This is a genomic window from Enterobacter sp. MGH120, assembly GCF_001037725.1.
GTDB lineage: Bacteria > Pseudomonadota > Gammaproteobacteria > Enterobacterales > Enterobacteriaceae > Enterobacter > Enterobacter hormaechei_C.
In genome coordinates this window covers 3141455-3161418 of the sequence record NZ_KQ089940.1, presented here as the reverse complement: position 1 = coordinate 3161418, position 19964 = coordinate 3141455, and the positions used below count along the sequence as shown (strand labels likewise).

Here is a 19964-nt window from a genome sequence, read left to right as displayed (position 1 = left end):
CTCCTGAAGCCAAAAACATTGCGTTAGCACATTATTGCCAGCGAGAAATCTCAATCACCTCGCCGCCGGGCGGAATATCGTCCTCATCATGCGTGACCAGCACCACCGGGATCCTGCGCTGGCGAGTAACCTCGAATACCCACGCCCGGAATGAGGCGCGCAGCGTTTTATCCAGTCGACTGAACGGCTCGTCGAGCAGCAATGCCTGCGGCTGGGCGAGAAGAGCGCGCAACAGGCTGACCCGGGCGCGCTCGCCGCCGGACAGGGTCGCCGGATCGCTGGCGTAGTGGTTTGCCAGCCCGGCAGTGTCCAGGGCCTGTTCTACCGCGTTGCGGCGGGCGCGCCCGACGATGTGCGCCGGCAGCGCCAGCATCAGGTTTTGCCCCACGCTGAAGGCGTCAAACAGCAGGGCATCCTGAAACAGAATGCCGATCCCGCGCGTTTCCACGGGAAGCATATCGCAGCGGCGATCGTTCAGCCACAGCTCGCCGTGCGCCTTAAAATCAGCGGATAACGCCCCCACCATCCAGGCGAAAAGGGTCGATTTCCCGCTCCCGGAGGGCCCCATCAGCGTGACAATCTCCCCCGCCGGGACGCGGAAGTTGACCTCACGGAAGAGTGGCGCAATGGTGAGATTTTTCACGTTCAGCATTAACGTAATCCTTGTCTGTGACGGCCCACGAGCCGGGAGAGCAGCGCGGCAAGGGCAAATACGCTGCTGGTCAACAGCAACAGACCCAGCGCCCGGCTGGCGAGGATCGGAATGCTGCCGCCGCTGCTGAGGGCGACCGCCTCCGTCGTCAGGGTGGTGAAACGTCCCGCTCCCAGCCAGAGGGTCGGCATGTACTGGGCCATGCTCACGGAAAAGCCGGTGGCAAAGGCCAGCAGGGCCGGACGAATCATCAGGGGGCATTTCACCAACCAGAAAATTTTCGCCTGTCGCCAGCCCAGCGTTCTGGCGGTGAGGATAAGCCGGGGATCGAGCCTGCGCCAGGCCGGTTGCAGCACCAGGAGCATCCACGGGAGGACCCAGAGCATATGGCTCCAGAGCACCGCAGCGTACTGGCCGTCGATGCCCAGCCACAGCGCCACGGCATATTGCCCGGACACGAGGGGCAGCGCCGGGAGGGCGAGCGGCAGCCAGACCCACACCGCGCCGCGCTGGGGTCCCCGCTCAAGCCAGAGCATGAGGATGGCCAGCGCTGTCAGGCTGGACAGCAGTCCCAGTGAAAGGCTGTCGCTGACGGGGCCGATGTCGTCCCGGCGTGCCAGCATCAGCAGAACCAGCGCACAGAGGACGCCGCACAGCGGCAGTAACCCGCCCAGCGTCCGTGCGGGCAGCGCAGTATGCGAAGCGCGACGAACTCCGGAGGGGTCACGCTGGGCGCGCCGCCATGCCGTCCAGAAGCCGTATCCCACCGCGGCAAGCGCCGCCAGCAGCAGGAGCAACACCAGACACAGCAGCGTTCCCTTTGTTTGCTGTTGTGCATCGCCCTGGGTGAGCCACTGCCAGGCCAGCACCGCCAGCGTCGGCGGGTTGCCCGGCCCGAGCACGATCGCCACATCCACCACGGAAAGCGACCAGGCCAGCACCGCCAGCATGACAGCGCCCAGCGCGGGGGCAATGGCCGGGAGGACGAGCCAGTTGAGCGCCTGCATGCGTCCGTAGCCGAAGGTATGCAGGACAATTTTCTGCTGTGCGAGGCGCTTTTCAGGCAGCGCGGCGTAAATTGCCCACAGAACGAACGCGCTCTCTTTGACCGCAAGCGTCAGGCCAAGCCCGATACCGTAGCGGTCAAGCTGCGGCGAACAGACTGTACAGATCCGGTAAAACTGCCCTCCTTCCGCAAACAGCAGCAGCGCGCTGGTGGCGAAGGCGACGTGCGGCACGGCTAACAGCCACGGCAGACGGGTGCTCAGGCGCTGCCAGCCTTCACCCGGCCAGAGAAGCGCAAGCAGGATCAGGGCGATAAACAGTGAGCCCAGCGTCGCGATAAGCGTGGAAACCAGCGTGGCGGCCAGCGCCTGCGGCAGCTGCGGGTCGGCAAACAGCGCCGCCCAGTTGCCGGGAGAAAACGCCGGGGCCAGCAGCATGCCGCTGGCGGGAAGCAGGGGCAGATAGATGACCGCCATTGCCGCCCAGACCAGCCCGCTTAGCGGGTTCCGTAGCGGCGAAGCCATTCCTGCTCCAGGGCGTTAACCCAGGCGGCGTGCGGTTCGGGAAGCACATCAGGCGTGTCTGAGGGGGTAAAGGCGCGAAGCTGTTTTGCCGCTGTCGCAGGCAGTTTTTCGCCATCCAGTACGCTCGGGTCACCCCAGACGGCAGGATTGGCTTTGCGGATCTGCGCCTGCGGTGACAGCAGGAAATTGGCCACTACCTTCGCGCCTGCGCTCGCGCTGGCGTTTGCCGGGATAGCGACAAAATGGACGTTGCCGATCATGCCTTTGAGAAAGCCGAAACTGTAGCTGTCGGCAGGTAATTCACCGCTCGCCACCTTTTGCATCGCATGGGCGGGGTTAAAGGTGAGCGACAGGTTCAGACTGCCGCTGGCCAGCAGCGTATCCATTCGTGCAGGCGACGGAGGAAAATCGTTCCCTTCGCGCCACAGCAGGGGGTGCAGCGTATCAAGGTAATCCCACAGCGGCGCGGTGACCTGCGCAAAGGTTCTGTCTGGCGCGTTTTTTAACGCCTCCGGATGGGCGGTCAGCGCCAGCAGTAGCTGCTCAAGAAACGCCGTGCCGGTAAAATCCGGCGGTCGCGGATAGCTCACCTTGCCAGGGTGCTGTCGGGCGTATACCAGCAGCGCGTGGGGATCTGCCGGTGGTGTCGGCGTACTCGCTTTACGGGCGATAAAGGTTAATTGCGCGCCGCCCCACGGGGATTCTGCCCCATCGGTCGGGATGGCAAAATCTTCCGTTACCGGTTTACGGGTATCGACGTAGCGCCAGTTGGGCAGGGTTTGCGCCCAGCCGGTGAGCAGCAGGTTTGCCGCTTTCAGGTTGCGGAAGTTTTCCCCGTTTACCCAGAGTAGATCCACCGACCCGTTACTGCTGCGTCCTGCGGCATGTTCCGTCTGGATCCGCTTCACCGCGTCGGCGGCATCGGCCAGATGAACGATCTTCAGGTTGACGGCGTAGTGCGTTTTCATCTCGCCGCTTACCCAGTCGAGGTAGCGGTTAACGGCCTCGTCACCGCCCCAGGCGTTAAACCAGACGGTCTGCCCGGTGGCCTGTTGCTGAATGGATTGCCAGCTCTCTGCGGCGAAGGCAGAGGTTGCCAGCAGCAGACTCGTCAGAAACGCGCAAAAACGCACCCGGCGCATAATGCCTCACTTTTTAATCGAAGGGATGTAACGGGAAAACAGCCAGCGAGTGACCAGCGGTAATAACCCTAATAGTGTAAAGGCGAACAGCAGTCCCGGCGACAGAATATCGCGCAGCGCGGTGAGTTTCCCCAGCTCGCGTCCGGCGTTCAGATAAATGACGGTGGCAGGTAGCATTGCAAGCTGGCTGACCCACCAGTAGTGACGCACCCTGAGACGGGTTAGCCCCATCAGCAAATTGACCAGAAAGAACGGGAACAACGGCATCAGGCGCAGGGCAAAAAGGTAGCGCGCGCCGTCGCGATCCATTCCCGCATCTATCGTGCTCATCTGTGCGGCAAAGCGCCGCTGCACCCAGTCGCGCAGCAGATAACGGCTGACGAGCATGGCAAGCGTGGCGCCGAGCGTCGAGGCAAATGACACCAACAGCGTCGCCTCCCACAGGCTGAAAAGCGCCCCGCCGAGCAGCGTCAGAAGCGCGGCTCCGGGGATCGACAGCGCGGAGAGCAGAACGTAAACCGCAAAATAGATCAGCGCGCTCTGAAGAGGCGCCTGCTCCACACGATCGATCAACGTTTGCTGGTGCATTTTTAGCGTGTCGAGGGAGAGCATGCCTGGAGGAAGCAAAACAACGGTCAAAACAAATGCGCCCAAAAGGGCGCACAGGAGACTGATTTTTTTAATATTCACTGAAGTTTACAGCTTAAACGTTGCCCATACCGGCGCATGGTCGGACGGTTTTTCCATGCTGCGGATGTCATAGTCGATACCGGTTTCGATGCAGCGTTCGGCCAGGGGGGCGCTCGCCAGCAGCAGATCAATACGCAGGCCCCGGTTGTCATCGAAGCCTTTAGAGCGATAATCAAACCACGAGAAGCGATCCTGCGTCGCCGGGTTAGCCGTGCGGAAAGTATCCACCAGCCCCCAACCCAGCAGGCGCTCCATCCACTCGCGCTCCTCCGGCAGGAAAGAGCATTTGCCGGTGCGCAGCCAGCGCTTACGGTTCTCTTCGCCAATACCGATATCCAGATCCGTCGGGCTGATATTCATGTCGCCCATGATCAGCACCGGGTTTTCTTTTTTGAGTTCGGTTGTCAGGTAGTTTTGCAGATCCTGATAAAACTTCGCTTTGGCCGGGAATTTGGTTTCATGATCGCGGCTTTCACCCTGCGGGAAATAGCCGTTGATGACGGTCACATTGCCGAGCGCGGAAGGAATTTCCGCCATGATGATGCGGCGTTGCGCCTCTTCATCGTCACCCGGGAAGCCACGACGCACCGACACCGGCGTATCTTTGGTCAGCAGCGCAACGCCGTAGTGGCCTTTCTGACCGTGGTAAAAAACGTTATAGCCCAGCTTCGCTACCTCTTCGAGCGGGAACATATCGTCGTGAACTTTTGTCTCCTGCAAGCCGATCACATCTGGCTGATGTTGCTCAACAATCGCTTCAAGCTGGTGAGGGCGGGCACGCAGGCCGTTGATATTAAAAGAGACAAATTTCATAGTCGCTGCCAATGCAAGGTGAATAGTGCAAGGATGGTAGCAGAATTTACGTCGTCTGTTATCCGCTTCGCCCAATTACTGCGACAGATAATGCCGACGGTGCAATATTTGCACCATTTCGGCGCGTTTTGCCCTCGAACAGGGCATAAAGGACCGATAAATTTCGCGAGCGATCACAATTCCAGAATTATATTTGGCCTCTGCATACTCTTTCTTGTTTTCATGCGGCAAAGCGCCGCTTGTCGTAAAAATATTCACTATTTATGCATTAACAGTGAATAACTCCATATTGTAACTCATTGATATTGTGTTACCCCAACCCGTTTATGCATTTTTATCGCTGGCTGGCACGAAGGCTGCAATCTACATTCACAGTGCAAACACTCAATTATTTAACATTTAAACAACCTTTTATTTACCGGATGAGGTCGCTATGTCTCTGTCAGTTACGCGTGAAAATTTCGATGAATGGATGATGCCGGTATACGCTCCGGCGGCTTTTATTCCGGTACGTGGGGAAGGCTCTCGCCTGTGGGATCAGCAGGGCAAAGAGTATATCGACTTTGCGGGTGGGATTGCGGTGAATGCGCTGGGGCATGCAAACCCGGCGCTGCGGCAGGCGCTGAATGACCAGGCAGCGAAATTCTGGCATACCGGCAACGGTTATACCAACGAACCGGCATTGCGTCTGGCGAAGAAGCTGATCGACGCCACTTTCGCAGACAAAGTCTTTTTCTGTAACTCCGGCGCGGAAGCGAACGAAGCGGCGCTAAAGCTGGCGCGAAAATATGCGCACGATAAATTCGGCGCGCACAAGAGCGGCATCGTAGCCTTTAAAAATGCCTTCCATGGCCGCACGCTGTTTACCGTCAGTGCGGGTGGTCAGCCCTCATATTCTCAGGATTTTGCGCCGCTGCCGCCGGATATCCGTCATGCGGCGTATAACGATTTACACTCTGCCAGCGAGCTGATTGACGACACCACCTGTGCGGTGATTGTCGAGCCCATGCAGGGGGAAGGCGGCGTCATGCCCGCCCAGAAAGCGTTCCTGCAAGGGCTGCGCGAGCTGTGCGATCGGCATAACGCGGTCCTGATTTTTGACGAAGTCCAGACCGGCGTGGGCCGCACGGGTGAGCTGTACGCCTACATGCACTATGGCGTGACCCCGGATGTGCTCTCAACAGCCAAAGCGCTCGGCGGCGGTTTCCCGGTGGGGGCGATGCTGACCACCGATAAATTCGCCAGCGTGATGACCGTGGGCACCCATGGCACCACATACGGCGGCAACCCGCTGGCAACCGCTGTCGCCGGACAGGTGCTGGATATCATCAACACCCCTGAGGTGCTGAACGGCGTGAAGCAGCGTCACCAGTGGTTTGTTGAGCGCCTTACTGCCATCAATAACCAGACCGGCTTGTTCAAAGAGATCCGCGGTCTGGGGCTGTTAATAGGCTGTGAGCTTGCCCCTGAGTTTGCCGGCAAAGCGAAGCTGATTTCACAGGAAGCGGCAAAGCAGGGCGTAATGGTGCTGATTGCCGGTGCTAACGTGGTGCGGTTTGCCCCTGCGCTGATCGTCAGCGAGGAAGAGGTCAGAACTGGCTTAGATCGTTTTGCGCTGGCCTGCGAACAGGTGAAGTCCGGGGTGTCATCATGATGGTCATCCGTCCCGTTGCGCACGGCGATCTCGCCGGGCTTATGCAGCTTGCCGGTAAGACAGGGGGCGGGCTAACCTCGCTGCCTGCCGATGAAAAAACGCTGTCGGCGCGCATTGAGCGCGCCCTGCAAACCTGGCAGGGGACGTTGCCAAAAAGCGAACAGGGCTATGTGTTCGTGCTGGAAGATACCGACACGGGAACCGTGGCGGGGATTTGCGCTATCGAGGTGGCCGTCGGGCTTAACGATCCGTGGTACAACTACCGGGTCGGCACGATGGTCCACGCCTCGAAAGAGCTGAACGTTTACAACGCGCTGCCGACGCTCTTCCTCTGTAATGACCATACCGGCGCCAGCGAACTCTGCACCCTGTTTCTCGATCCGGACTGGCGCAAAGAGGGCAACGGTTATCTGCTCTCCAAATCGCGCTTTATGTTTATGGCCGCCTTTCGCGACCGCTTCAACGAAAAAGTGGTCGCGGAGATGCGCGGCGTGATTGATGAGACGGGCTACTCGCCGTTCTGGGAGAGTCTGGGCGAACGCTTCTTCTCCATGGAATTTAGCCGGGCGGATTACCTGTGCGGTACCGGTCAGAAGGCGTTTATCGCCGAGCTGATGCCGAAGCATCCTATTTATACCCATTTCTTAACCCCAGAAGCGCAGGCGGTGATCGGCGAAGTTCACCCGCAAACCGCTCCGGCCCGCGCAGTGCTGGAGAAAGAGGGATTTCGCTACCGTAACTACGTCGACATCTTCGACGGCGGCCCGACGCTGGAATGCGACATTGACCGCGTTCGCGCCATCCGTAAAAGCCGCCTGGTTGAGGTTTCAGAAGGCCAGCCCGCGCCGGGCGAGTGGCCAGCCTGCCTGGTCTCGAACGAGAATTACACCAACTTCCGCGCCATGCTGGTGCGAACCAACCCAACATGCGAGCGTCTGGTACTGACGGCTGCGCAACTGGATGCCCTGAAATGTAACGCTGGCGACACGGTTCGCCTGGTGCGGCTCTGCCCTGAGGAGAAAACAGCATGACTCTATGGATTAACGGTGACTGGGTAACGGGCGAAGGTGACGCGCGGACAAAAACTAACCCAGTCGGCCAGGAGGTGCTCTGGTCGGGGAACGACGCCAGCGCCGGGCAGGTTGAGCAGGCCTGCCAGGCTGCACGCCGCGCGTTTCCGGCATGGGCGAAACGGCCATTCTCCGAGCGCCAGGCGCTGGTTGAGAAATTTGCTGCGCTGCTGGAGGCCAATAAAGCCGAGCTGACCCGCATCATTGCCTGCGAAACCAGCAAGCCGCGCTGGGAGGCAACAACCGAAGTCACGGCGATGATCAACAAAATCGCGATATCGGTGAAGGCGTACCATACCCGCACCGGCGAGCAGCATACCGAGATGCCAGACGGCGCCGCCACGCTGCGCCACCGTCCGCACGGGGTGCTGGCGGTGTTTGGCCCGTATAACTTCCCCGGACATCTGCCGAACGGGCACATTGTGCCTGCGCTGCTGGCGGGGAATACCGTCATCTTCAAGCCGAGTGAGTTAACCCCCTTAACCGGAGAAGCAGTCATAAAACTCTGGGAGCAGGCGGGGCTGCCGCCGGGGGTGCTGAATCTGGTGCAGGGCGGGCGTGAAACAGGTCAGGCGCTGAGTGCGCTGAGCGACATTGACGGTTTGCTGTTCACCGGCAGTGCCGGAACGGGGTATCAGCTGCATCGTCAGCTGGCGGGGCAGCCGGAAAAAATTCTGGCGCTGGAGATGGGCGGCAACAACCCGCTGATTGTGGAAGATCCGGATGATATCGATGCCGCGGTCCATCTGACCATTCAGTCGGCGTTCATTACCGCCGGACAGCGCTGCACCTGCGCCCGCCGCCTGCTGGTTAAGCGCGGCGCGCAGGGGGATGCGTTCCTGAAGCGTCTGGTGGAGGTGAGCGCGCGTCTGGTTCCCGCGAAATGGGATGCCGAGCCGCAGCCGTTTATCGGCGGGCTGATCTCCGCGCAGGCGGCGCTGAACGTGCTGAAAGCGTGGCAGGAGCACGTGGCGCGCGGGGCGAAAACCCTGCTGGAGCCGAAGCTGGTTCAGCCGGGCACGTCGCTGCTGACGCCGGGGATTATTGAGATGAGTGCGACGAGCAACGTGCCGGATGAAGAGGTCTTTGGCCCGCTGCTGTGCGTCTGGCGCTATGACGATTTTGAGTCGGCGATCGAGATGGCCAACAACACCCGCTACGGCCTGTCGAGCGGCCTGATATCGCCGCATCGCGAGAAATTCGAACAGCTGCTGCTGGAAGCGCGCGCCGGGATCGTGAACTGGAACAAACCGCTGACCGGTGCGGCGAGCACCGCGCCGTTTGGTGGCGTAGGGGCGTCGGGCAACCATCGCGCCAGCGCCTGGTATGCCGCCGATTACTGCGCGTGGCCGATGGCAAGCCTGGAAACCCCGGCGCTGACGCTGCCGGAGACGCTGAATCCGGGGCTGGATTTTACAGAGGGTGACGCCCATGAAAGCGCGTGAGGTTAACTTTGACGGCCTCGTGGGGCTGACGCACCACTATGCCGGGCTGTCGTTCGGTAATGAAGCCTCGACGAAGCACCGTTTCCAGGTCTCGAACCCGAAGCTGGCGGCGAAGCAGGGTCTGTTGAAAATGAAGGCGCTGTCCGATGCCGGTTTCCCGCAGGCGGTGATCCCGCCTCAGGAGCGACCAAACGTGGACGTGCTGCGCCAGCTGGGGTTCAGCGGTACGGATGAACAGGTGGTGGAAAAAGCAGGCACGCAGACGCCACACCTGCTTTCGGCGGCCAGTTCAGCCTCCTCGATGTGGGTGGCGAATGCCGCCACCGTTGCGCCGTCGGCGGATACGCTGGACGGCAAAGTGCATCTGACCGTTGCTAACCTGAACAACAAATTCCACCGCGCCAGCGAAGCGGAGACCACCGGGCGCGTGCTGCGCGCCATTTTTAATCATGAAGCGCATTTCGAGGTGCATTCGGCGCTGCCGCAGGTCGCGATGTTTGGCGATGAAGGGGCGGCAAACCACAACCGTCTGGGCGGCGACTATGGCGAGCCGGGTTTGCAGCTGTTTATCTATGGACGGGAAGAGGGCGGCCACGCCGCGCCGGTTCGTTATCCGGCGAGACAAACTTTAGCCGCAAGCCAGGCGGTTGCGCGGCTGAACCAGGTTAATCCTTCTCAGGTGATTTTTGCCCAGCAAAATCCGCAGGTGATCGACCAGGGCGTGTTTCATAACGACGTCATTGCCGTTTCCAACCGTCAGGTGCTGTTCTGCCACGAGCAGGCGTTTGCCCATCAGGAAAAGTTGCTGGCCACGCTGCGCGAACGCGTGCCGGGATTTATGCCGATTCAGGTGCCCACGCAGGCGGTAAGCGTGCAGGATGCGGTCGAAACGTATCTGTTCAACAGCCAGCTGCTGAGCCGGGATGATGGCAGCATGATGCTGGTGCTGCCGCAGGAGTCCCGCAACCATCAGGGCGTCTGGCGCTATCTGAGCGAACTGGTGCAGGCGGATAACCCGATTGATGAACTGCGCGTGTTTGATCTGCGGGAAAGTATGGCCAACGGCGGGGGACCGGCGTGCCTGCGACTGCGCGTGGTGTTAACGCCGGAGGAGATGCAGGCCGTGAATCCGGCGGTAATGATGAACGACACGCTGTTCAATACCCTCAATGACTGGGTGGACCGCTATTATCGCGACCGTCTAGTTCAGGCCGATCTGGTTGATCCGCATCTGCTGCGCGAAGGCCGCGAGGCGCTGGATGCATTATCGACCATCCTGCAACTGGGATCGGTTTATCCGTTCCAGCGCTAAGGAGACGATATGGAAAACTTACTGGCGCTGACGCTGGCCGAAGAGACACCGGAGCGGCACGAGGGGGAAGGCCCCTCGTTCCACTGGCGATGGCTGGGGCGGGGCGTGCTTGAACTGACGCCGACGGGGGAATATGACCTGTCGCTGCTGCTTTCGACCGGCATTCACGGAAACGAAACCGCACCCGTGGAGATTGTCGATCTTTTGCTGCGCGCGCTGTTTCGCGCTGAGATCACGCTGCACTGCCGTCTGCTGGTGGTGCTGGGAAATCCGCCTGCGCTGGCGCAAAATAAACGGTATCTCGTGAGCGACATCAACCGCATGTTTGGTGGTCGCTGGGCGCAGTTTCCACAGAGTGATGAGACGACACGCGCGCAATGGCTGGAGAAGGTGGTTACGGCGTTTTTTGCCGGGGCGGGGGAAACGCGCTGGCACCTCGATCTGCATACGGCCATTCGCGCCTCGTACCACGTGCGTTTTGGCGTGTTACCGCAGCGTCATCAGCCGTGGGATGAGGCGTTTCTGACCTGGCTTGGCGACGCGGGGCTGGAGGCGCTGGTTTTCCACCAGACGCCAGGCGGCACGTTTACCCACTTCACCTGCGAGAATGTTGGCGCGTTATCCTGCACCCTGGAGCTGGGAAAAGCGCTGCCGTTCGGGCAAAACGACCTGACGCGTTTTGCCCCTACGCATCAGGCGCTTCGGGCGTTGCTTGCCGGGGTTGCGCCGGAACCCTCCCGGGAACCCGTTGTGCGCTATCGGGTCGTGCAGCAGATCACGCGTCAAAGCGAGGCTTTCCAGCTACATATGGCGCCCCATACGCTGAACTTTACGCCGTTTCGCCAGGGCGTCCTGCTGGCGGAAGATGGTGAGACGCGCTATGCGGTACAGAAATCCACGGAATATGTTTTATTTCCTAATCCGTCGGTCGCGTTTGGTTTGCGAGCTGGCCTGATGCTGGAAAAAATGCCCTGATCGTCTCCCCTCGCGCAGACCGGAGGGGAAATGAAGAATAAATTTCTTAGCGTTAAAAGCGCTCTGGTATTGTTTGCGGAATATTCCTGGAGAATTGCTTTATTATTAAACGACACTTCGCTATACTTCTCCATAATCTCTTTAAAATCATCCTGTTGAATATTTTTGTTTCATCTCTCCACGCTTTTTCCTTAATTTCTCCACAATTGGCGAAAAGTTGTTTTTTACACTTTCATTGTTTTACCGTTGCTCTGACTAATTGACGATAAACCCCGTAAAGTTAATCTCGTCAACACGGCATAGCGCCGAAGAATAACTGAAAGTAAGGAAAGACATTATGCGTAAATTAACTGCACTGTTTGTTGCCTCTACCCTGGCTCTGGGCGCTACCAGCATGGCGTTCGCCGCCGATACCGCGACCACTACCGCCGCGCCGACGGAAGGCAAAATGATGATGCATCATAAAGGCAAGCCGGGTATGCACCATGAGATGATGATGTTTAAAGATCTGAACCTCACCGATGCGCAGAAGCAGCAGATCCGCGACATCATGAAAAGCCAGCGTGACCAGATGAAACGTCCTCCGCTGGAAGAGCGCCGCGCAATGCATGACATCATTGCCAGCGACAGCTTCGATAAAGCAAAAGCGGAAGCGCAGATCGACAAAATGGGCGAGCAGCATAAAGCGCGCATGCTGGCCCACATGGAAACTCAGAACAAGATTTACAACATTCTGACGCCGGAACAGAAAAAGCAATTTAATGCCAATTTTGAGAAGCGTCTGACAGAACGTGCAGCGCCGGAAGGTAAAATGCCTGCACCAACCGAATAATCGGTTCACTCTCTTAAGACCGCCGGGCTCCTGTCTACAAAAGCGAAAACGCTGTGGACAGGACCGGCGGTTTTTCTTTTATCCCATCCCTAAGGTCTGGCCTGACTGCTGCCGATAATACGTCTGTGAAAATGCCCTGGCGCACGGTGCGTCCTTCAGGAGTGGTCATGGAATTCTTTGATATCCGTAAAATGCCGGTCAGTCTCTGGCGTAATGGTGCGGGTGAGACGCGTGAGATTTGCTGTTTTCCTCCCGCGACGCGGGATTTTTTCTGGCGGGCCAGTATTGCCTCCATCGCCAGTAACGGCGAATTTTCCGCATTCCCGGGCGTTGACCGGGTGATTACGCTGCTGGAGGGCGGCGAGGTGACCCTGGATGCAGGCAGGGCGTTTTGTCATACCCTGAAGCATCATCAGCCTTACCGATTTGCGGGCGATCTGGCGGTGAAAGCCGTGCTCACTGAGGGGCAGATGTCGATGGACTTCAACATCATGACCCGACGGGACTGCTGTCAGGCAAAGGTGCGCGTTGCTACCCGGACGTTCACTACCTTCGCTTCACGCGGTGGGGTGGCCTTCGTATTAAGTGGCGCCTGGCAACTGGGCGACAAATTACTGACCGCCGATCAGGGCGCCAGCTGGGAAGCGGGCAGTCATACCCTCCGTTTACTGGAAACGAAGGGGTCGCTGCTGTTCAGTGAAATTACCTGGCTGCCGGGTCATTGAGGACGATGATCTCATATTTTCCGGTTAACAGTGGCTTGCAGAGAATTTTGTAACCATCCTGATCGAACCCGGCAGGGGTGCGCAGCAGGGCGGTAGCGTCATCCAGATTTTCAACGGCGCCAAGCCAGAGCCAGTTGCGGATGATGTGATAGTGCGTCATCCCATCGCGGGTTTCTTTCAGCGCCACCGCGCCTTCCCACGGCCAGCAGTTAACGCTGATAGAGGCCAGGCCAGCCATAAACCGGGCATGATGTTCTTCAACGCTCTCTTTTCCACAGCACGCCCCGGCGCAGCGTTTCAGCGCGGAGCGGAAACAGGCGCGACCGCGGGTGGTGGCTTCCAGTCCTAACAGGCCGTAACAAAGCTGTAATTCATCAGCCAGGGATTGCAGGGTTTGCAGTGCGGCACGTTTGTTGGCAAACAGACCGTAAAGATTGGGTTCATGCGAAAAATCCACTTCCCGGGCATAAACGATCTGCGGTTTTCCTGCGTTAATCTGCAAGGAACACAGCTGGCGGTTGCGGCGCAGGCGTTTGTTAAACAGCGGCTGCTGTTCCTTGATGAGCCGGGCTTCGAGCAGAAGCGCGCCCAGTTCGCCTGCCGTCTCGATCCAGGTGATCCGCCGGGACTGCCTGAGCATCGATGCTTCATCCGGCGTACGCAGGTGCGACATCACCCGGCTGCGGATATTCACGCTTTTGCCGATATAGAGCGGCATGGTGTCGCTGTCGCCGTGGAAGAAATAGACGCCAGGCTGTTTAGGCAGTGCCTCAAGCCAGGGGCGAAGATGCTCGGGATATTCGTAGATAGCCGCCGCTTCGAATTCAAGACGCGGGGCGGATTGACGCCTGCTCACATACTGCTCCATATACTGTTCAGGCATACAGTGTAGCAGGTGTTTGGTGGTTAAAAAAGAGCCGGGTGGCGGCTACGCCTTACCCGGCCTGCAAAGCGGAGTTACCGTTTTGCTTTTACTTTTTCCAGAAATCATCAAACACCGTAATGGGCGGACGGCGCTTATGCTCGGTTTTCAGATACCAGCCTTCGATAATTTTAGCGGTACCTTCGTCGAGCGTTTTGCCTTCCAGATAATCATCGATGTTGTCATACGTAACGCCCAGCGCCGCTTCATCCGGCAGGGAAGGGCGATCGTCCTCCAGGTCCGCCGTTGGCGCCTTCTTATACAGGTGCTCCGGGCAGCCCAACGCCGCCAGCAGTTGCTTACCCTGACGCTTGTTCAGGCGGAAGAGGGGGTTGATATCCGTGCCGCCATCGCCGTATTTGGTGAAGAAGCCGGTGATGGCTTCCGCGGCGTGGTCAGTGCCGACGACGACCCCTTTGGTCATCCCTGCGATACTGTACTGCGCTTTCATGCGCTCACGGGCTTTCTCGTTGCCGCGGACAAAATCGCTCAGTTCAATACCGGCTTCACGCAAGGCCTGCTCGCTGGCCAGTACCGAACCTTTGATGTTTACGGTAAGAACACGGTCCGGCTGAATAAACGCAATCGCATCCTGACAGTCCTGCTCGTCGGCTTGCACGCCATACGGAAGACGTACGGCAATAAATTGCAGCGCGGTGTCACCGGTCTCGTCACGCAGCTCGGAGATGGCCATCTGGCTCAGCTTACCGGCCAGAGTGGAATCCTGACCGCCGCTGATGCCCAGCACCAGCGTCTTCAGGAAAGGGTGTGCAGACAGGTAAGCTTTCAAAAAATCAACGCTACGACGGATCTCTTCATTGGCATCAATCGCAGGTTTCGCGCCCAGCGCCTGAATAATTTCTTGTTGCAGAGCCATTACGCCCTCCCTATGCAGAACCAAACAGAAAGTGTGATCTGTTAAAACTAACCCTTTGTCGGGGAAACGACAAGGATCACAGTTTTGAGTGTACTGTTTTACAGCGATTTAGCAGCTTACCGTTGTTTTATTAGAATTTTCCGAAATTCGTCTGGCGTAACTCGCAAAGTTGAACAATAGTAATTTTTATCCCATGCTTAGTTAACACGCTGATAAACAAGAGGACGGAATATGAACAAGAACGTAGCAGGAATTTTAAGCGCAGCGGCGGTACTGACTATGCTGGCAGGGTGTACAGCTTACGATCGCACTAAAGATCAGTTCACACAGCCAGTGGTAAAAGACGTCAAAAAAGGCATGACGCGTTCCCAGGTTGCAGCCATTGCCGGTAAACCTTCTTCAGAAGTCACTATGATCCACGCGCGTGGTACCTGCCAGACCTATATTCTGGGTCAACGTGATGGTAAGGCAGAGACCTATTTTGTCGCCCTGGATGATACGGGTCACGTGATCAATTCTGGTTACCAGACCTGTGCCGAATACGACACCGACCCACAGGCACCTAAGGCACAGTAAGCCTGCTTGCCTGAGAGCGTTAACAAACCGGCCGGAAGGCCGGTTTTTTTATGCATACGTGAATCTTATTTCTTGGCGCGAATTATTTGCCTGAAATGTGAAGGTAGTCAACAAGCCAGGTCAATGAGAGACAATTTCAGTCTATCCAGAATTATCCCCTCCCTGTACCATTGCGTATACTCACTTCAACGACAAACAATGTTCAGCACACTGCCCGTCAGCCAGGATAGCGAGTCGAGTGATAGCGAGACGGCGGGTAGCCAAACAAGAGGGAAGTTATCATGGAAAAGAAACATATCTATCTGTTTTGCTCTGCGGGCATGTCCACTTCGCTGCTGGTTTCCAAAATGCGCGCGCAGGCCGAAAAATATGAAGTCCCTGTGGTGATTGAGGCGTTTCCGGAAACGCTGGCGGGCGAGAAGGGCCAGACAGCAGACGTTATTTTACTCGGGCCGCAAATCGCTTATATGCTGCCAGAAATTCAGCGTCTGCTACCCAATAAGCCGGTCGAAGTGATCGATTCCGTTTTATACGGCAAGATTGATGGTTTAGGTGTATTAAAAGCTGCCGTTGCGGCGATTAAAAAAGCTGCTAATTAATTTTTTATTTTTCCCGTCAAAGAGTTATTTCACACACAATACGCCGTAACGGTCGTTGCGGCATTTAAGGGTATTTTCCTATGAGTAAAGTCATCGCTTCACTTGAAAAGGTACTCCTTCCTTTTGCTGTTAAAATAGGAAAGCAGCCTCACGTTAATGCCATTAAGAACGGCTTTATTAAATTAATGCCGTTGACATTAGCCGGGGCAATGTTCGTTTTAATTAACAACGTTTTTCTGAGCTTTGGAGAAGGTTCCTTTTTTTATTCATTAGGAATTAGGTTAGATGCTTCAACTATTGAAACCCTTAATGGTTTAAAAGCCATTGGCGGCAACGTATACAACGGTACGTTGGGTATTATGTCGCTAATGGCGCCTTTCTTTATCGGAATGGCGCTGGCGGAAGAGCGTAAAGTGGATCCGCTGGCGGCAGGCTTACTGTCCATTGCCGCGTTCATGACCGTCACACCGTACAGCGTGGGTGACGCTTACGCCGTTGGCGCCAACTGGCTGGGTGGGGCAAACATCATTTCCGGTATTATTATCGGGCTGGTGGTGGCCGAAATGTTCACCTTCATTATTCGCCGTAACTGGGTTATCCGCTTGCCGGATAGCGTTCCGGCCTCCGTTTCTCGTTCATTTTCCGCGTTGATTCCGGGCTTCATTATTCTCTCCATCATGGGGATTATTGCCTGGGCGCTCTCTCACTGGGGAACTAACTTCCACCAGATCATTATGGACTCTATCTCAACGCCGCTGGCGTCGATGGGTAGCGTGGTCGGTTGGGCGTATGTCATCTTTACCTCCCTGCTGTGGTTCTTCGGCGTGCATGGTTCACTGGCACTGGCGGCGCTGGACAGCGGTATTATGACCCCATGGGCACTGGAAAACGTCGCGCTTTACCAGCAGTACGGCTCCGTCGATGCGGCGCTGGCGGCCGGTAAAACCTTCCATGTGTGGGCGAAGCCGATGCTTGACTCCTATATCTTCCTGGGCGGTACCGGGGCGACGTTGGGTCTGATCATCGCGGTCTTTATTGTCTCTCGCCGCGCCGACCATCGTCAGGTTGCGAAGCTGGCCCTGCCGTCAGGCATCTTCCAGATTAACGAGCCGATCCTGTTTGGTCTGCCAATTATCATGAACCCGGTGATGTTCATTCCCTTCATCCTGGTTCAGCCGCTGCTGGCCGCGATTACGCTGACGGCGTACTACCTGGGCATTATCCCGCCGGTGACCAACATTGCGCCGTGGACGATGCCGGCTGGTCTGGGCGCGTTCTTCAACACCAACGGTAGCGTGGCGGCCTTCCTGCTGGCGATATTCAACCTCGGGATTGCAACCCTGCTCTACATGCCGTTCGTGGCGATTGCGAACAAGGCCGCAACGGTTATCGATGAAGAAGAGAGCGAAGAGGATATCGCCCTCGCACTGAAATTCTAAAATTGCACGGCGCGGGGCAACCCGCGCCAGCGGAAAGGAGCTTAAAGATGTTAGATTTAGAGAGTATCGTTGCCGAAGAAACCGCAGAGAACGATCTGGAAGAGGTGGTGATGGGCCTCATCATCAACTCCGGGCAGGCACGCAGCCTGGCGTATGCGGCGCTTAAGCAGGCTAAGCAGGGCGACTTCGTTGCCGCGAAAACCATGATGGAGCAGTCCCGTACAGCGTTAAACGAAGCGCATCTGGTGCAGACGAAGCTCATCGAAAGCGACCAAGGCGAAGGGAAGATGAAAGTGAGTCTGGTGCTGGTACATGCGCAGGATCATCTGATGACCTCCATGCTGGCACGCGAGCTGGTCGCGGAGCTCATCGAGCTTCACGAGAAGATGCAATAAGTCAGTTGAAGTAGCAGGAGGTCAGCACGATGGAAATCAAAACCGCACATGAGCAACAGCTGTTTAATGGCAAAAATTTTCACGTGGTGATTTACAACAAAACGGAGAGCGCCAGCGGTCTGCACCAGCATGACTACTACGAGTTCACGATTGTTCTGACCGGCCGCTACTATCAGGAGATCAACGGTAAGCGCGTCCTGCTTGAGCGTGGCGATTTCGTCTTCCTGCCAATGGGATCTTATCACCAGAGCTTTTATGAGTTTGGTGCGACGCGCATTCTGAACGTAGGGGTGAGCAGGCGTTTCTTCGAGAAGCACTATCTGCCGCTGGTGCCGTTCTGCTTTGTGGCGTCACAGGTGTATCGCGTTAAAAATGAGTTTATGACCTGGATTGAAACGGTTATCGCATCGCTGAATTTCCGCGACAATGAATTTGATGAATTTATTGAAACCGTGACGTTCTACGTCATGAATCGCCTCCGCCATCACCGTGAAGAACAGCAGGTGGTGGATGATATTCCTCAGTGGCTGCGCAGTACCGTGGAGCTGATGCACGATAAAGGGCAGTTCAGCGATAACGCCCTGGAGAATATGGTGGCGCTGTCGGGTAAATCGCAGGAATATTTGACGCGCGCCACGCAGCGTTATTACCGTAAAACGCCTGTGCAAATCATTAATGAAATCCGCATTAACTTTGCCAAAAAACAGCTGGAAATTACTAACTACTCTGTCACCGATATCGCTTACGAATCGGGTTACAGCAGCCCCAGCCTGTTTATTAAAACCTTTAAAAAATTGACTTCATTCACACCGAACAGTTACCGCAAAAATTTAACGGTAATTAATTAACTTTCGGCGGTTTATCCGCCAGGAACAGTGACGTAATGGCTTGCCCAAATAGCGGGAAGAGTACGCTATACCTTGCAGGCGATTAACCTGATATGCTAAGGGAGATATTATGCAACAGAAATTAAAAGTCGTAACCATTGGTGGCGGCAGCAGCTATACCCCGGAATTACTTGAAGGTTTCCTGAAACGGTATCATGAATTACCGGTCAGCGAATTATGGCTGGTGGATGTTGAAGAAGGTCAGGAGAAGCTGAATATTATTTTTGAACTGTGCAAACGCATGGTTGAAAAAGCGGGCGTGCCCTTAACCGTGCATAAAACGCTGGATCGCCGCCTGGCACTGAAAGATGCTGACTTCGTGACCACGCAGCTGCGCGTCGGCCAGCTGAAGGCGCGTGAGCTGGACGAGCGCATTCCGCTGAGCCACGGTTATCTGGGCCAGGAAACCAACGGGGCAGGTGGCCTGTTTAAAGGCCTGCGTACTATTCCGGTCATTTTTGACATCATTAAAGACGTGGAGGAGATCTGCCCGAACGCCTGGGTGATCAACTTTACCAACCCGGCCGGGATGGTCACCGAGGCAGTCTATCGCCACACCGGTTTCAAACGCTTTATCGGCGTCTGCAATATTCCGATTGGCATGAAGATGTTCATCCGCGATGTACTGGAACTGACCGATAACGATGATCTGTCCATTGATCTGTTCGGCCTGAATCACATGGTCTTTATCAAAGATGTGATAGTGAACGGGCAATCGCGCTTTGCGGAACTGCTCGACGGCGTCGCCTCTGGTCGCCTGACCGCGGCCTCGGTGAAAAACATTTTCGATCTGCCATTCAGCGAAGGGCTGATCCGCTCCCTGAATCTGCTGCCGTGCTCGTATCTGCTCTACTACTTCAAGCAGAAAGAGATGCTGGCCATTGAAATGGGCGAATATTACAAAGGTGGCGCACGCGCTCAGGTTGTACAGAAAGTAGAGAAGCAGCTTTTTGATTTGTATAAAGATCCGAACCTGAACGTCAAACCGAAAGAGCTGGAGCAGCGCGGCGGGGCATACTATTCGGATGCCGCGTGTGAAGTGATTAACGCCATTTACAATGACAAGCAGGCCGAGCACTATGTAAACGTTCCCCATCACGGGCACATCGACAATATTCCGGCAGACTGGGCCGTTGAGATGACCTGCATCCTTGGGCGCGAGGGTGCAAAACCGCATCCCCGCATTACCCATTTCGACGATAAGGTGATGGGCCTGATTCACACCATCAAAGGCTTTGAAGTGGCGGCGAGCAATGCGGCCCTGAGCGGCGAGCTGAATGACGTGCTGCTGGCGCTGAACCTCAGCCCGCTGGTGCATTCTGACCGTGACGCTGAAAAACTCGCGGGTGAGATGATCCTGGCGCATGAAAAATGGCTGCCAAACTTTGCTGCAACGGTTGAGAAACTGAAACTCACACACCGTTAAGAGG

General features: G+C 56.7%; 20 protein-coding genes. 13 read left to right on the top strand and 7 right to left on the bottom strand.

Annotation, left to right across the window (positions count from 1 at the left end; all coding sequences use genetic code 11):
- Positions 1-31: 31 nt before the first annotated feature.
- Genes SK54_RS14750 through xthA form a run of 5 tightly spaced genes read right to left on the bottom strand, consistent with a single transcriptional unit; the run spans position 32 to position 4826 of the window.
- Positions 32-652 carry an ATP-binding cassette domain-containing protein gene (locus SK54_RS14750; protein WP_015570760.1) on the bottom strand — a complete coding sequence of 207 codons (621 nt, stop codon included), beginning with the start codon at positions 650-652 and terminating at the stop codon, positions 32-34.
- Positions 652-2181 carry an ABC transporter permease family protein gene (locus SK54_RS14745; protein WP_017693603.1) on the bottom strand — a complete coding sequence of 510 codons (1530 nt, stop codon included), beginning with the start codon at positions 2179-2181 and terminating at the stop codon, positions 652-654. The genes SK54_RS14750 and SK54_RS14745 overlap by 1 nt, the downstream gene beginning before the upstream one ends.
- Complete coding sequence (locus SK54_RS14740) at positions 2154-3323, bottom strand: ABC transporter substrate-binding protein (protein WP_017693602.1); 1170 nt, start codon at positions 3321-3323, stop codon at positions 2154-2156. Before SK54_RS14740 ends, SK54_RS14745 begins: the two co-directional genes overlap by 28 nt.
- 6 nt (positions 3324-3329) lie before the next feature.
- The gene (locus SK54_RS14735) at positions 3330-4013 is read right to left on the bottom strand and encodes a TVP38/TMEM64 family protein (RefSeq protein WP_017693601.1); all 684 of its coding nucleotides are present in this window, start codon (positions 4011-4013) and stop codon (positions 3330-3332) included.
- 6 nt (positions 4014-4019) lie between these two features.
- Entirely contained in the window at positions 4020-4826 is an 807-nt protein-coding gene (gene xthA, locus SK54_RS14730; protein ID WP_015570756.1) for an exodeoxyribonuclease III, read from the bottom strand.
- Positions 4827-5259: 433 nt separating this feature from the next.
- Here xthA and SK54_RS14725 point away from each other — a divergent pair, with 433 nt between their 5' ends.
- The 7 genes from SK54_RS14725 to ves all read left to right on the top strand — a co-directional run bounded on the left by SK54_RS14725 (position 5260) and on the right by ves (position 12839).
- Positions 5260-6480, top strand: coding sequence for a succinylornithine/acetylornithine transaminase (locus SK54_RS14725; RefSeq protein WP_045141487.1), 1221 nt, complete (start codon positions 5260-5262; stop codon positions 6478-6480).
- A complete protein-coding gene (astA, locus tag SK54_RS14720) occupies positions 6477-7511 on the top strand; it encodes an arginine N-succinyltransferase (RefSeq protein ID WP_015570755.1) in 1035 nt (344 codons plus the stop codon). The genes SK54_RS14725 and astA overlap by 4 nt, the downstream gene beginning before the upstream one ends.
- Positions 7508-8995 carry a succinylglutamate-semialdehyde dehydrogenase gene (astD, locus tag SK54_RS14715; protein ID WP_017693599.1) on the top strand — a complete coding sequence of 496 codons (1488 nt, stop codon included), beginning with the start codon at positions 7508-7510 and terminating at the stop codon, positions 8993-8995. Before astA ends, astD begins: the two co-directional genes overlap by 4 nt.
- Entirely contained in the window at positions 8982-10307 is a 1326-nt protein-coding gene (astB, locus tag SK54_RS14710) for an N-succinylarginine dihydrolase (protein ID WP_048220164.1), read from the top strand. Before astD ends, astB begins: the two co-directional genes overlap by 14 nt.
- Before the next feature lie 9 nt (positions 10308-10316).
- Entirely contained in the window at positions 10317-11282 is a 966-nt protein-coding gene (gene astE / locus SK54_RS14705; protein ID WP_048220163.1) for a succinylglutamate desuccinylase, read from the top strand.
- Between the two features lie 337 nt (positions 11283-11619).
- Positions 11620-12114 carry an ATP-independent periplasmic protein-refolding chaperone Spy gene (spy, locus tag SK54_RS14700; RefSeq protein WP_048247512.1) on the top strand — a complete coding sequence of 165 codons (495 nt, stop codon included), beginning with the start codon at positions 11620-11622 and terminating at the stop codon, positions 12112-12114.
- Positions 12115-12281: 167 nt separating this feature from the next.
- Positions 12282-12839 carry an environmental stress-induced protein Ves gene (ves, locus tag SK54_RS14695; protein WP_017384666.1) on the top strand — a complete coding sequence of 186 codons (558 nt, stop codon included), beginning with the start codon at positions 12282-12284 and terminating at the stop codon, positions 12837-12839.
- Here the strand turns inward: ves and cho are convergent.
- Positions 12817-13695 (bottom strand): excinuclease Cho, encoded by an 879-nt coding sequence (gene cho / locus SK54_RS14690; RefSeq protein WP_072204511.1) that lies wholly within the window; start codon positions 13693-13695, stop codon positions 12817-12819. The genes ves and cho overlap by 23 nt on opposite strands.
- A 115-nt stretch (positions 13696-13810) precedes the next feature.
- Complete coding sequence (gene nadE, locus SK54_RS14685; protein WP_003857837.1) at positions 13811-14638, bottom strand: ammonia-dependent NAD(+) synthetase; 828 nt, start codon at positions 14636-14638, stop codon at positions 13811-13813.
- A 231-nt stretch (positions 14639-14869) separates the two neighbouring features.
- On the opposite strand from nadE, the gene osmE reads away from it, so the two are divergent.
- From osmE to SK54_RS14655, 6 genes are all read left to right on the top strand, one after another.
- Positions 14870-15214: an osmotically-inducible lipoprotein OsmE gene (osmE, locus tag SK54_RS14680; RefSeq protein WP_003857836.1), complete on the top strand. Its 345-nt coding sequence runs from the start codon at positions 14870-14872 to the stop codon at positions 15212-15214.
- A gap of 281 nt (positions 15215-15495) precedes the next feature.
- Positions 15496-15813: a PTS N,N'-diacetylchitobiose transporter subunit IIB gene (gene chbB / locus SK54_RS14675; RefSeq protein WP_015570750.1), complete on the top strand. Its 318-nt coding sequence runs from the start codon at positions 15496-15498 to the stop codon at positions 15811-15813.
- A gap of 80 nt (positions 15814-15893) precedes the next feature.
- Positions 15894-17252, top strand: coding sequence for a PTS N,N'-diacetylchitobiose transporter subunit IIC (gene chbC / locus SK54_RS14670; RefSeq protein ID WP_017384664.1), 1359 nt, complete (start codon positions 15894-15896; stop codon positions 17250-17252).
- Positions 17253-17299: 47 nt separating this feature from the next.
- Positions 17300-17647, top strand: coding sequence for a PTS N,N'-diacetylchitobiose transporter subunit IIA (chbA, locus tag SK54_RS14665; protein ID WP_003857835.1), 348 nt, complete (start codon positions 17300-17302; stop codon positions 17645-17647).
- 29 nt (positions 17648-17676) lie between these two features.
- Positions 17677-18495 (top strand): transcriptional regulator ChbR, encoded by an 819-nt coding sequence (chbR, locus tag SK54_RS14660; protein WP_017384663.1) that lies wholly within the window; start codon positions 17677-17679, stop codon positions 18493-18495.
- Positions 18496-18604: 109 nt separating this feature from the next.
- Positions 18605-19960 (top strand): 6-phospho-beta-glucosidase, encoded by a 1356-nt coding sequence (locus SK54_RS14655; protein ID WP_017384662.1) that lies wholly within the window; start codon positions 18605-18607, stop codon positions 19958-19960.
- Positions 19961-19964: the final 4 nt, after the last annotated feature.

Bases quoted from the DNA above. Each gene is read 5' to 3' on its own strand.
- SK54_RS14750 (WP_015570760.1), bottom strand. From the start codon at position 652: ATGCTGAACGTGAAAAATCTCACCATTGCGCCACTCTTCCGTGAGGTC.
- SK54_RS14745 (WP_017693603.1), bottom strand. From the start codon at position 2,181: ATGGCTTCGCCGCTACGGAACCCGCTAAGCGGGCTGGTCTGGGCGGCA.
- SK54_RS14740 (WP_017693602.1), bottom strand. From the start codon at position 3,323: ATGCGCCGGGTGCGTTTTTGCGCGTTTCTGACGAGTCTGCTGCTGGCA.
- xthA (WP_015570756.1), bottom strand. From the start codon at position 4,826: ATGAAATTTGTCTCTTTTAATATCAACGGCCTGCGTGCCCGCCCTCAC.
- SK54_RS14725 (WP_045141487.1), top strand. From the start codon at position 5,260: ATGTCTCTGTCAGTTACGCGTGAAAATTTCGATGAATGGATGATGCCG.
- astA (WP_015570755.1), top strand. From the start codon at position 6,477: ATGATGGTCATCCGTCCCGTTGCGCACGGCGATCTCGCCGGGCTTATG.
- astD (WP_017693599.1), top strand. From the start codon at position 7,508: ATGACTCTATGGATTAACGGTGACTGGGTAACGGGCGAAGGTGACGCG.
- astB (WP_048220164.1), top strand. From the start codon at position 8,982: ATGAAAGCGCGTGAGGTTAACTTTGACGGCCTCGTGGGGCTGACGCAC.
- astE (WP_048220163.1), top strand. From the start codon at position 10,317: ATGGAAAACTTACTGGCGCTGACGCTGGCCGAAGAGACACCGGAGCGG.
- spy (WP_048247512.1), top strand. From the start codon at position 11,620: ATGCGTAAATTAACTGCACTGTTTGTTGCCTCTACCCTGGCTCTGGGC.
- ves (WP_017384666.1), top strand. From the start codon at position 12,282: ATGGAATTCTTTGATATCCGTAAAATGCCGGTCAGTCTCTGGCGTAAT.
- nadE (WP_003857837.1), bottom strand. From the start codon at position 14,638: ATGGCTCTGCAACAAGAAATTATTCAGGCGCTGGGCGCGAAACCTGCG.
- osmE (WP_003857836.1), top strand. From the start codon at position 14,870: ATGAACAAGAACGTAGCAGGAATTTTAAGCGCAGCGGCGGTACTGACT.
- chbB (WP_015570750.1), top strand. From the start codon at position 15,496: ATGGAAAAGAAACATATCTATCTGTTTTGCTCTGCGGGCATGTCCACT.
- chbC (WP_017384664.1), top strand. From the start codon at position 15,894: ATGAGTAAAGTCATCGCTTCACTTGAAAAGGTACTCCTTCCTTTTGCT.
- chbA (WP_003857835.1), top strand. From the start codon at position 17,300: ATGTTAGATTTAGAGAGTATCGTTGCCGAAGAAACCGCAGAGAACGAT.
- chbR (WP_017384663.1), top strand. From the start codon at position 17,677: ATGGAAATCAAAACCGCACATGAGCAACAGCTGTTTAATGGCAAAAAT.
- SK54_RS14655 (WP_017384662.1), top strand. From the start codon at position 18,605: ATGCAACAGAAATTAAAAGTCGTAACCATTGGTGGCGGCAGCAGCTAT.